This window comes from Vibrio sp. 1159 (assembly GCF_033340395.1).
In the GTDB taxonomy this organism is placed as follows: domain Bacteria; phylum Pseudomonadota; class Gammaproteobacteria; order Enterobacterales; family Vibrionaceae; genus Vibrio; species Vibrio alginolyticus.
In genome coordinates this window covers 1-12,120 of the sequence record NZ_JAWOWL010000030.1, presented here as the reverse complement: position 1 = coordinate 12,120, position 12,120 = coordinate 1, and the positions used below count along the sequence as shown (strand labels likewise).

Sequence of the window (12,120 nt, the reverse complement as noted above, 5' to 3'; positions counted from 1 at the left end):
CACCTGCCAATCCAATACCATAAAAAATCATCCCACATAGGATATTCGCTGCAATCTTCCTCAATTTATGGTTAGAATCTTCCACAACAGCAACACAAATAACGACGAATATAATGAAAATCGGACTCTTTTACGGCTCAACGACCTGCTACACCGAAATGGCAGCAGAGAAAATTCGTACCCTTATTGGTGAAGACCTTGTCGACATTCACAATGTGAAAGAGACACCGTTATCACTAATGGCGGACTACGACTTATTACTCCTTGGCATCTCAACTTGGGATTTTGGTGAAATTCAAGAAGATTGGAACGCGATTTGGCAAGACATCGCGACCACACCACTGAAAGGCAAAGTTGTAGCGCTGTTTGGTCTGGGTGACCAAGAAGGTTACGGAGAGTGGTATTTAGATGCGATGGGCTTACTTCACGATGAATTGCAAGCCACAGGCGCAACCTTTATCGGTTACTGGCCAAATGAAGGCTACGAATTTGAAGCATCGAAAGCACTGATCGAAGATGGCAGCAAGTTTGTTGGACTTGCGTTAGATGAAGACTCACAGTACGAACTGAGTGATGAACGCATCGAAAAATGGTGTGAACAAGTTCTTGTGGAATTCCACGACACGCTTTAATAGCGCAAACACGTCATCATTAAAAAGTAAAAAGCCCGATGAAGTAATTCATCGGGCTTTTTATTATCTTGATAACGCGAAGTGATTACGCGGTTTCTTGTGCTAGCTCTGGGCGAGGTTTCGCGATGAAGAACATGCACACGATAGCCGCAAATGTTGGAAGCACCCAACCCATGCCGACTTCGAATAATGGCAACATGTTAAACGCAGAAACATCAATACCCGATACTTTTGCCGCATCAACCAACGCAAACAGCAGAGATACAAGCAGTACTGCACGGTAAGCAAAGCGTGGATTCGGCAGTTTGCTGCGCACAAATGTTAGTGCAACCAACGCAATCGCCACAGGGTACAGCGCAAACAATACTGGCACTGACAGAGAAATCAGCTGCGCAAGACCAACGTTTGCAACCAATGCACAAACAGAACCATTAATCAGTACCCATTGCTTGTATGACAGTGGTGTTTTCGAGCTGAAGAAATCTGAACACGCAGAAATCAAGCCAATCGCGGTTGTCAGACACGCTAGCAATACGATGACAGACAGAACGATTTGACCGTATGGACCAAACAACGCTTGAACGTATTGGCTAAGCACTAGGCCACCATTATCAGCACCAGCAGCAACCGTTGCACTCGTCGCACCTAAGTAAAATAGTGAGATGTAAACAAACGCAAGACCAGCAGCAGCAATACAACCTGCATAGATCAGATATTTAGTAGTTGCAGAGCGCTCAGTAATGCCTTTACCGCGCAGTGCATCAACCATCAGCATGCCAAACATCAATGACGCGAACGTATCCATTGTGTTGTAGCCTTCTAAGAAGCCTTTGGTCAGAGGCTGCGTTAGGTATTCACCGTGCGCGCCAATCATATCGCCCTGAGGATCAAGGAAGACAGCGACAGCAAGAATGATCAAACCAACGAACAATGCTGGTGTCAGTACTTTACCGATGAGATCGATCAAACGGCCTTGGAACCATGAGAACATCATTGCTGCGATAAAGAAGATCACTGAGAACGCTGTCAGATGCGTTTGTGACGCCTCAAGGAAGAAAGGTTTCACCGCCATCTCGTAAGCCACTAGGCCAGTACGAGGCGCTGCAAACGCAGGACCAATGATGATGAAAATCAGTGCAGCCATAAGAACTGCCGCTTTTTTCGGAAGATCTTGCGTCAAGTGATCCCAAGAACCACCAGCAACAGCAATAGCAACGATAGTAATAAGAGGTAGACCTACCGCTGTTAGCAAGAAACCAAACATAGCTGGCATTAAGTTTTCACCCGCTAACTGACCCGCTAGAGGTGGAAAGATAATATTGCCCGCACCTAAAAAGAACGCAAATAGCATAAAGCCTACTGCGATAATATCTGTTAGTTTTAACGTCTGCTTCACAGATAACCCTTGTCTTTTAATTAATGAATGTTGTGTATGCTTAGACCACTTTTTGTATACCTAAAGTCAATAAGTACACGTGGTTCAATCTATAAAATTTTCGCCGCATAATGACGAAAGACTCATCATTTGGCAACCTTTAAGAAAAAAACACCATATTAATTTAGTTTTCAAACTTAAAAGCAGTGGATATAACCAGATCCAAATAACAGACCAGTTCTTTATCTCGATCAATTAACAATACAATTTAATAACCAACAAAACAACAATCTATACAATTAATAAACAATAGAGCAATCCACTTAATTATTGAGCAAATATAAAACAATCATGAAGAACAAAAAACTGAAAACTAAAGGCTTCAATTTTAAGCAATTTTGTATTGAGGGCGGCGAGAGTGGTATGCCAGTCAGCACAGATGGGGTAATGCTTGGTGCTTGGATTCAAAGCCCTAACGACGCTAAAATTCTCGATATTGGCACTGGCACTGGCCTGCTTGCCCTGATGTGTGCTCAACGCTTTACAGAAGCTCAAATAACCGCGGTCGATATCGAATTAACAGCCGTTGCTGCCGCGCAAAAAAATATGGCCCAGTCTCCTTGGTCAGATCGTGTAAGTGTGCATCACACCGACATACTGCACTTTACGCCGACACATCCATTCCAACGCATCATTTGTAACCCGCCCTACTTCAACAGCGGCGAGCAATCGAAACACAGTCAACGTGCAACCGCGAGGCACACTGATACGCTAGGCCATAACGCATTGCTACAGCGTTGCTATCATTTGCTTGATGACGAAGGGAGAGCTAGTTTTGTGTTGCCAATCACCGAAGGCGAGCAGTTCATTGAGCTAGCATTAAACCAAGGTTGGTATCTATCGCGGATCTGTCGTGTGCAACCATCAGAAAAGAAACCAGTACACCGACTGTTATTTGAACTGTCAAAACGACCTTGCGATTTGCAGACGTCACATTTAATTATCCGTTCAAATGACGGCTATAGTGATGATTTCATACAGTTAACTCGCGAGTTTTATCTTAAGATGTGAAATAACATGTGATCCTTATCACCAATCACTTTATAATGTGCGACCTTTTTGTATTCTATGCTGTTGTGGCGAACCATTAACCAAGCTTTGCTTGTGGAGAACTCATTGTGATCAGAACCTTTGATGAACTTGATCTAGACCAAAACCTACTTGAAGCCATTGAAGAGATGGGTTACGAACGCCCAACAAAAATTCAGGCAGAAGCGATTCCACAAGCGTTGGACGGTCGTGACATTCTAGCGTCAGCGCCAACAGGAACTGGTAAAACGGCCGCCTTCGTCCTGCCAGCATTGCAATACTTGCAAGACTTCCCTCGTCGTAAGCCTGGGCCTGCGCGTATTTTGATCCTAACGCCTACTCGCGAACTGGCGATGCAAATTGCCGATCAAGCACGTGCTTTGGCAAAAAATACCAAACTCAACATTTTCACCATCACTGGTGGTGTTCAGTACCAAGAGCACGCCGACATCCTTGCAACAACACAAGACATTGTGGTTGCGACACCTGGCCGTTTAAAAGAATACATTGATGCAGAACGTTTTGATTGTCGTGCAATCGAATGGTTAATCCTTGATGAAGCAGACCGTATGCTAGATATGGGTTTTGCTCCTACTGTCGATCGCCTATCTAACGAATGTCGCTGGCGTAAGCAAACCCTTCTGTTCTCAGCAACGTTAGAAGGGAAAGGCGTAGAAGGCTTTACCGCTGATCTGTTGAATGACCCAGCAGAGATTGATGCAAAATCGCCGCTGCGTGAGCGTAAGAAAATTGCTCAGTGGTACCACCGAGCTGATGATGCTGAACACAAACTGGAATTACTAAAACACATTATTACTCAGCAAGCTGAGCGCACTATCGTCTTTTTAAAGACTCGTGAGCGTTTGGCTGAGCTACGAGCGCAGCTTGAAAGTGCACAGATTCCATGTTCTTGGATTCAAGGTGAAATGCCGCAAGATCGTCGTAACAATGCGATTTCTCGCTTCCGCGATGGAACTGTGAACGTGCTGCTCGCGACGGACGTTGCTGCGCGTGGTATCGATCTTCCGGATGTATCACACGTTATCAACTACGATATGCCGCGCACGGCTGATGTTTACCTTCACCGTATCGGCCGTACGGCTCGCGCAGGTAAGAAAGGTAACGCTATCTCAATCGTAGAAGCACACGACCAACCAATGATGGATCGCGTTGCACGTTATGTGAAAGAAGACATCAAAGAGCGTTTCGTGAAAGAGATGCGTCCTAAACACAAAAAGCCTGTGTTTAAGAAGAAAAAGAAAAAAGACGACAAGAAAAAAGTAGCGAAAAAGAAAACCGCTAAGAAGAAGTAATCTTGTTGGGGCCAAGTAGCTCAAGCTAGAAAATAACAAAGGGTTGGCAATGCCAACCCTTTTTCGTTTGTGCTGATAGAGATTAACGTAGACTACGTCTCAATCAGCTTTATTTTTGCTCTTCGCGTTTAAATACTAACTCTGTTGGCGTCGATTCATCTTCCACAAAGTAGTAACCCACCGTATCAAACTTAGTCAGGTCTGCAACGCTCTCAACACGGTTTTCAATGATGTAACGCGCCATCATACCGCGCGCTTTCTTCGCGTAAAAACTGATGACCTTGTATTGACCATTCTTACAATCTTTGAATACTGGCGTGATCACTTGCGCATCTAAATTCTTTGGCTTAACCGCTTTAAAGTATTCATTTGATGCAAGGTTGATAAGGACATTATCACCTTGAGCAGAAATCGCTTCGTTAAGCTTGTCCGTAATAACATTGCCCCAAAACTGGTACAAGTTCGTACCCTTGTCGTTTGCAAGCTTGGTACCCATTTCAAGACGGTATGGCTGCATCAAATCAAGTGGTTTTAGTAAACCATAAAGACCCGATAGCATACGCAGATGATCTTGAGCATATTCGAAGTCCGCTTCAGATAAACTTTCGGCGTCTAGCCCTGTGTAAACGTCACCTTTAAATGCAAGAATGGCTTGTCGTGAGTTTTCAGTGGTAAACGTTTCACTCCACTCTTGGAATCGACCTACATTTAAATCGGCAATCTTGTCGCTCACTTTCATTAAAGAGGCAACATCAGCAGGAGTCAGTTTGCGGCAAACATCGATAAGCTCTTTTGAGTATTCGACCAACTCAGGTTGAGTAAATTTTTCTGTCGCTAACGGAGACTCGTAATCAAGAGTCTTCGCTGGAGAAACTACGATAAGCATGACTTTCCCTTCTCTAATTTTGTTTTTAATAGGGTACAAAAAAAGCCATGCATTGTCTGCATGGCTTTTTACATCGTACTAATAGCTTTCAACTATGAGTGATAGCTCACTTAGTCTTTTTTATCGTTGTACCAAATGCCTTCTTCAAGCTGAGATTTCAGCTCTGGGAAATCATTCGCATCAAATGTTGGCACTTTGCCTTCACCAAGCTGGCGATTGTAATCTTTGGCCAGTTTAATCACGATGCCAGATAGCAAGATGATCGCCACCAAGTTGACTATCGCCATCAGACCCATAGAGACGTCAGCAAGCGACCATACGACTGGTAACGAAGCTAGTGCACCAAACATCACCATACCAAGAACAATAACGCGGAAAATGCTTAAGCCCGCTTTATGATTGTGCTCTAGGAAGATTAAGTTCGTTTCAGCGTACGAGTAGTTTGCAATGATTGAAGTAAACGCAAAGAAGAAGATTGCCACAGCAACAAAGATGCCGCCCCAATCGCCAACTTGTGAGCTCAATGCACGCTGAGTTAGCTCGATACCCGTCACTTCTGTTGCTTGACCGACATACTCACCAGACATCAGGATGATAGCCACTGTTGCAGAACAGATAACGATCGTATCCATGAACACGCCTAGCATCTGTACGTAACCTTGAGACGCTGGGTGTGGTGGGTAAGGTGTTGCTGAAGCTGCCGCGTTAGGTGCAGAACCCATACCTGCTTCATTCGAGAATAGACCGCGCTTGATACCGTTAATCATTGCCTGTGCAATTGCGTAGCCAAGACCACCTGCTGCTGCTTCTTGCAGACCAAATGCACTCTTAAAGATAAGCATCAATACATCAGGTAATTTCTCTAGGTTAGAGAACATGATGAACAGCGCTAGAGCTAGATAAAGTAGTGCCATGATCGGAACGATCATCTCAGCAACTCTTGCGATACGCTTGATGCCACCAAAAATAACAATTGCAGACAGTAAAACAACGGCAATACCGACATACAGGTTATTCCAACCAAATGCGTTGCTCATTGCATTGGCAATTGAGTTAGCTTGTACGGCGTTGAATACCAAACCAAAAGCGATGATTAGGAAAACTGAGAACAACACGCCCATCCAACGCATGCCCAGGCCTTTTTCCATGTAGTAGGCAGGGCCACCACGGTAGTTGCCATCATCATCTTTGGTTTTGTATAGCTGCGCCAGTGTGCTCTCAGCAAACGATGTTGCCATACCAAGCATTGCAATCAGCCACATCCAGAAGATCGCACCAGGACCACCCGCAGTCAATGCAACTGCAACGCCCGCCATGTTACCTGTACCAACACGTGCAGCAAGACTAGTACAAAGCGCTTGGAAAGAGGAAATACCAGCTTTGTCTGCTTTACGGCTGTTCTTAAGAACAGAGAACATGTGGCCGAAATGGCGGAACTGAATGAACCCTAATCGAACGGTGAAGTAAATACCAACACCAACAAGAAGATAAACCAGAATCGAGCCCCAGAGGAGATCGTTCATCAAATTGATTAAGTCTGTCATGTGTACCTCAAAGTGAGTTGCGCCAGTCTATGCGTCCTAGCCATCCACCAAATTGCCTGCTAAGTGTCAAAGTGTGCTTAGCTTTTTAAGTAATGTTTATGGGCAATCTAGAATCGTAAACGTCGCTTCATGCATCCATTTTACGTACCAGCGTATTTTTTGACGGGCGGATAATGCAACCTAGGAGCGCAAAAATCAATATGCAACAATAAGAATAACATTGTTATTTTTCACTATAAAGTCACCAAAAAATAACATAAATAGAAGACTTAACACTCAAACTGCGCAACATTTCAATTACCAAACACCAACATAAATAATTATTCTTCATTAAATGGAATGGTAAACCGTATAAATAAGAACAAGCTAGTATTCACAAGGTGTTACATAAATTTACGCTAGTGACTTACCATCTAATTGAACACTATTTCATCAAACTGATTTTATGCAACTTTAACCTTTGCGCAGTGCACCCATTCATCAAATCGAATTAACATAGAAAATCTCTCTATTTAATCGTTTTCTTGAGATCGTTTGTGCATTTTTTATCCACATCGTTGCAATAAAAAGTGTGATTTTGAGAATATTTTTGCACGAAAATGTCATGCTACCGACACAAATGCGAAATATATCATGGTTATTCTCACGGCTATTGTGGTACTTAAAAAACTCCACAAGGACTGGTTACAACAGTTTAGCTTAAGAAAGGTAAAGGTGGCTTATGGAAGGCTTTCAACTAGATGACATTTTTAATCTGGATACTACCTCAACAACCAAATCTCGTGCCAAACCAGTAAAGCGAAAGTGGCGTGAAATAGAAGAGATGAACGACAGACGCAATTTGCTTAAAGAGCTGCGCGAACTTGATGTCTGTACCGATTATAACTTGGAAGACATTAAACTCTAATTCAAACAAAAGGCACCTTACAGGTGCCTTTTGTTTTTTGTTTACGGTCACCGTAAACACCGTGAGTTTATGTACCAAGGTTTAAGTATGAATACCATTATTACTCAATGAGAATCTTCCGTACTTTTTGCCGAGAAATATGCACACTAAATTTTCGGTTGATTCCCAATAAATAAGAAATGTATCTCACAAACCCGAGAGACGGCTTTCGCTCGCTCAGATTTCATCATTCAGTCTTAAACATACTCAGTATCACTTTGACGAACACGTTCGGCCAACTGCTTATAACGATCAGCAATCGTGTCACCAAACACAGGATCATCCTCACTGACGCTCCATAAGCTCTCGACATGCTGCCAATCTTCTGTGGTAAATAACTCTTCAATGAGAGGCAAAATTTTTCGCTCTTCTAGCTCCAAGTGGTGCCTTTGCGATTCTATGAAATCTTCTAGGTGAGCGACAAACATGTCTTGTGGCACAACAGCATCCTGAAGGATCATCTCTATCACGGATGAAAACTCTCTGGTTTTACTCGCTAACTCTAGATGTTCTTTCTCTAAATTTTCCATGGTTTGTTGCTTGCCATAGTGTTCAAGAAAGTGGTGATAGAGGATATCTTCTTTCGGGTGGTGTACTTTCTCCGAATGATTAGAGAGGTAATCAACAATCTCGCTTACTAACGCATAGTTGATTACACGTTCTTTTTTTATCTCATTAAGCTTATGGCGCAGTATCGCCAACAGACGAACCATATAACCATGTTCGCGTCGAATTCTTTCGATCATCATAGCGTCTCTCCTTAACACCTACTTTTAGTAAGTGTACATGAGAAATTTACTATCAGCCTCGAGCATGCTCAAAAAAACAGCGATCATAGCATCCATGATCGCTGTCTCTTCATTTATACCGTTAATGGCAAATGCCAGTTAATTGGTGCTTTTTCTTGTGATGTAAGCAACTGGTTTGCTTGAGAGAAATGCTTACAACCGAAAAAGCCTCGATGTGCTGAGAGTGGCGATGGGTGTGGGGCAGCTAACACATGGTGCTTGTTGCGATCGATAAAGCGCCCTTTCTTCTGCGCGTGTGACCCCCACAGCAAGAACACTACACCTTCTTGATGCTGATTAATGGCTTCAATCACTCGGTCAGTAAACGTTTCCCAACCTGTCTTTGAATGTGAATGCGCTTTACCTTGCTCCACCGTTAATACCGTATTGAGTAACAATACGCCTTGTTCAGCCCAGCTTTGCAAAAAACCATGCTGAGGGATTTGGAAACCTTCAATATCTTGCGCCAGCTCTTTATACATATTAACCAGTGACGGTGGCGTTTTAATGCCAGGAAGTACAGAGAAACACAGGCCATGCGCCTGATTTGGGCCGTGGTATGGGTCTTGTCCTAGAATCACGACCTTAACGTCTTTGAACTCGGTAAAACGAAACGCGTTAAAGACATCTTTTGCGGGAGGAAAAATAGCTTTGCCTGCGGCGCGTTCGGCTTCAACAAAATTCAAGGTGTCTACAAAGTAGCTCTGCTTTTTCTCTTCGCCGATCACATCGTGCCAAGTGGGTGACTGATTCATGGAAAGTTCCTGTCCTAAATTTTGCTTCTATTCTAACGAGCGAAACTCAAACAAACAAAAACTTACCACGAACTTGAGACAAGTAATAAAAGACTAATGCTTCTGTGGCGTTCGAAAATGCCCCTGTCCGGTAATGTGACGATTAGGCATCGGTAAGCGAAGCACACGACGAGTGTAAGTATAAGGAGTAAAAGAGAATGGTCGAGACATGTTGGCATCCTTCTTTGCTAATTCAGAGATTGATGTTCAATGACTAAGAAAGAAAGGTGCCAACTTTGTGGTTACGCCATTAACTGTCAATGGCCGCTAAATGGAATTGACGCAACGTGTTGATCTCTTGCTGCCAAATATCTGGATCAATTGTTTCCAAAATCAGAGGGATACCATCAAAACGAGGGTCTTTCGCGATGTACTCAAAGCAATCCCACCCGATCTCTCCTTTACCTAGAGAATGGTGGCGATCTACTTTGCTGGCAAACTCTACTTTTGAATCATTTAGATGCATTGCTCTTAAATAGTGCATACCTACGATACGGTCGAACTCTGCAAAGGTGCGCTCGCAATCTTCTTTTGTACGTAAGTCATAACCAGCCGTAAAGGTATGGCAGGTATCAATACAAACGCCGACACGATCTTTATCTTCCACTTGCTCGATGATTTCAGCTAGGTGCTCAAACTTCCAGCCTAAGTTAGTTCCTTGACCTGCCGTATTCTCGATAACAGCGATCACATTCGGCACCGCTTTATGCGCAAGATTGATCGACTCGGCGATCGTCGCGAGACACTCCTGTTCAGAGACTTTCTTTAGGTGACTGCCCGGATGGAAGTTAAGCAAAGTCAGCCCCAACTGATTACAACGCTCCATTTCATCAATAAATGCCGCGCGGGATTTATTCAGCTTTTCTTCTTCCGGCGCACCCAAGTTAATCAGATAAGAATCATGGGGAAGAATATGCTCTGCTCCGAAACCCAGCATTTTACAGTTCGCTTTAAACGCACTGATGGTTTTTGCTTCTAAAGGCTTCGCCACCCACTGGCGTTGGTTTTTTGTAAATAGTGCGAAGGCATTCGCGCCAATTTCACGAGCTCTCAACGGAGCTTGATCGACCCCACCAGCAGCAGAGACATGTGCACCAATGAGTTTATTCCCAAGCTTGTTTTTCATGTTTGTCATTTAATCACTTTAGACTTTCAGTATTGCTACCTAAATACAGATAGTTGCGTTAACCAGTTTAAACTTTAATCTCAATTTGTAGTAAATTTACAACAAAACCAGTTATTAAATATTTTTTATATTCTCAAATAAATTGTAATTAGTTTGTTTTCAAAGGTTTTATTGATTTAACTCAATAAAATCACCTTAATAAAAATAATGTTTTTGGTTGTTTTTTGACTTAAATCAATATTAAAATAGTGGATATTAGCTATATAATACTCAGCTCAACGAAAATTCGAAAATTAACACCAATAATCACCACGTAAGTGGTCTAGGAGATAGTGATGATCCAAGGTATCCAAATTACAAAAGCGGCAAACGACGACCTACTAAACTCTATCTGGCTATTAGATAGCGAAAAAAATGAAGCTCGTTGTGTTGCTGCAACTGCTGGCTACGAAGCAGACCAAGTTATCGCAATCAGCGACCTAGGTGAATACGAAAGCCGTGAAGTTGCAATCGAAACTGCTCCTCGTATCGAAGGCGGCCAACACCTAAACGTGAACGTGCTTAAACGCGAAACACTAGAAGATGCAGTTGCACACCCAGAGAAATACCCACAACTAACTATTCGTGTTTCTGGTTACGCAGTACGTTTTAACTCGCTAACTCCAGAGCAACAACGTGATGTAATCGCTCGTACTTTTACTGAGACTCTATAATCTCTCAGTAAACTAGCTCGCTAGAATTTAAAAAGCTTGGTCAGCAATGACCAAGCTTTTTTGTTTCAGAATCCTTCTAAACCCTTTCTATAATGGAAAGCAACTCGCCTCTAAGGTGCATTTCTTTGCGAAGGATCTTTCTGAAACGCTTGCGCTAAAGAGGTTGGATCAAGCCTATCTCTTTGCAGTGACGCCCCTTCTGCCCACCAAATCAATTGATGCATAGTGCGATTCATATAGTTGTCCCACTGCGTCTGCTCCGACTCATCCTCAGCAACGCCCTGTTCATCAAACACTTCTTGCGCTTTCGGAATGTGGATCATCGCAGAGACAGGTAGACATCCAAGTTCAGATAAGAAGGTACGCATAGAAACGGCAGCTCTAACACCACCCCATTGTCCGGCAGAATAGGTCACGATAGCACTCGGCTTGTAAGAAAACAGCGAACTGCCGAAATGGTTAAGTATGTTCGCCAAAGCAGGACTCATCGAATGGTTATATTCCGGGCTAACCATCACATACCCATCGGCCTGTTTGATTTTGTCTGCCAGCTCACTTAGGTGCTGCGGAACTTTAGAGCGGTGATAAGCAAACTCGGGCTTAAACACATCGCCAAAGTCGTAATTCAAAGGGTCGATGATTTCGACCGTATGTTGCGAATGTTGACTCGCGATGAGTTTTTCACACGCTTTACTGACTCGCATTCCTAAACGGGCTGGTCGTGGTGGCGTGCTGTTTCTCACTGAGCCAAGAAAAATCAAAAAATGCATGCTTCTCTTTCCATCTCATTTAGTTAAGTTCGTTTCTCAATCATAAAGAGAGTCAAAACTTACCGACAGTAAATTACCACCTTCTAAAGAAGGTGGCTTTGTGTGAGCCCCCTAAAAGGGGGCCTTTGTTTAGTCCAGCGCCAA

Annotated in this window: 12 protein-coding genes; 5 read left to right on the top strand and 7 right to left on the bottom strand. The window is 43.3% G+C overall.

The genetic code is table 11. The annotated features are described in order from the left end of the window. The first annotated feature begins 113 nt into the window (after positions 1 to 113). Complete coding sequence (fldB, locus tag R7127_RS19670) at positions 114 to 632, top strand: flavodoxin FldB (RefSeq protein WP_005381790.1); 519 nt, start codon at positions 114 to 116, stop codon at positions 630 to 632. Positions 633 to 717: 85 nt separating this feature from the next. Here fldB and brnQ read toward each other — a convergent pair whose 3' ends face one another. Continuing rightward, positions 718 to 2,028: a branched-chain amino acid transport system II carrier protein gene (brnQ, locus tag R7127_RS19665; RefSeq protein WP_005381792.1), complete on the bottom strand. Its 1,311-nt coding sequence runs from the start codon at positions 2,026 to 2,028 to the stop codon at positions 718 to 720. Between the two features lie 330 nt (positions 2,029 to 2,358). Here brnQ and R7127_RS19660 point away from each other — a divergent pair, with 330 nt between their 5' ends. Together R7127_RS19660 and srmB are read left to right on the top strand one after the other, a co-directional pair. Continuing rightward, the gene (locus R7127_RS19660) at positions 2,359 to 3,078 is read left to right on the top strand and encodes a tRNA1(Val) (adenine(37)-N6)-methyltransferase (protein WP_053306891.1); all 720 of its coding nucleotides are present in this window, start codon (positions 2,359 to 2,361) and stop codon (positions 3,076 to 3,078) included. A gap of 107 nt (positions 3,079 to 3,185) precedes the next feature. Beyond that, entirely contained in the window at positions 3,186 to 4,409 is a 1,224-nt protein-coding gene (gene srmB / locus R7127_RS19655; protein ID WP_172563371.1) for an ATP-dependent RNA helicase SrmB, read from the top strand. 109 nt (positions 4,410 to 4,518) lie between these two features. Here srmB and yaaA read toward each other — a convergent pair whose 3' ends face one another. Continuing rightward, positions 4,519 to 5,295, bottom strand: coding sequence for a peroxide stress protein YaaA (yaaA, locus tag R7127_RS19650; RefSeq protein ID WP_017821506.1), 777 nt, complete (start codon positions 5,293 to 5,295; stop codon positions 4,519 to 4,521). A gap of 110 nt (positions 5,296 to 5,405) precedes the next feature. Beyond that, positions 5,406 to 6,839 carry an alanine/glycine:cation symporter family protein gene (locus R7127_RS19645; RefSeq protein ID WP_005381800.1) on the bottom strand — a complete coding sequence of 478 codons (1,434 nt, stop codon included), beginning with the start codon at positions 6,837 to 6,839 and terminating at the stop codon, positions 5,406 to 5,408. Positions 6,840 to 7,560: 721 nt separating this feature from the next. Between R7127_RS19645 and R7127_RS19640 the strand changes: the two genes are divergently transcribed. Continuing rightward, on the top strand, positions 7,561 to 7,746 hold the full coding sequence (locus R7127_RS19640; protein ID WP_005381805.1) for a DUF3545 family protein: 186 nt from the start codon (positions 7,561 to 7,563) through the stop codon (positions 7,744 to 7,746). A gap of 236 nt (positions 7,747 to 7,982) precedes the next feature. On the opposite strand, the gene R7127_RS19635 is transcribed toward R7127_RS19640, so the two are convergent. From R7127_RS19635 to nfo, 3 genes are all read right to left on the bottom strand, one after another. Continuing rightward, positions 7,983 to 8,534 carry a hemerythrin domain-containing protein gene (locus tag R7127_RS19635; RefSeq protein ID WP_005381807.1) on the bottom strand — a complete coding sequence of 184 codons (552 nt, stop codon included), beginning with the start codon at positions 8,532 to 8,534 and terminating at the stop codon, positions 7,983 to 7,985. 113 nt (positions 8,535 to 8,647) lie between these two features. After that, positions 8,648 to 9,328, bottom strand: coding sequence for a uracil-DNA glycosylase (gene ung / locus R7127_RS19630; RefSeq protein WP_005382846.1), 681 nt, complete (start codon positions 9,326 to 9,328; stop codon positions 8,648 to 8,650). A gap of 289 nt (positions 9,329 to 9,617) precedes the next feature. Beyond that, positions 9,618 to 10,502 carry a deoxyribonuclease IV gene (gene nfo, locus R7127_RS19625; RefSeq protein WP_017821508.1) on the bottom strand — a complete coding sequence of 295 codons (885 nt, stop codon included), beginning with the start codon at positions 10,500 to 10,502 and terminating at the stop codon, positions 9,618 to 9,620. Between the two features lie 326 nt (positions 10,503 to 10,828). Between nfo and grcA the strand changes: the two genes are divergently transcribed. Next, a complete protein-coding gene (gene grcA / locus R7127_RS19620) occupies positions 10,829 to 11,206 on the top strand; it encodes an autonomous glycyl radical cofactor GrcA (RefSeq protein ID WP_005381814.1) in 378 nt (125 codons plus the stop codon). A 110-nt stretch (positions 11,207 to 11,316) separates the two neighbouring features. Here grcA and R7127_RS19615 read toward each other — a convergent pair whose 3' ends face one another. Continuing rightward, the gene (locus R7127_RS19615) at positions 11,317 to 11,976 is read right to left on the bottom strand and encodes an NADPH-dependent FMN reductase (protein WP_132936766.1); all 660 of its coding nucleotides are present in this window, start codon (positions 11,974 to 11,976) and stop codon (positions 11,317 to 11,319) included. Positions 11,977 to 12,120 lie beyond the last annotated feature (144 nt).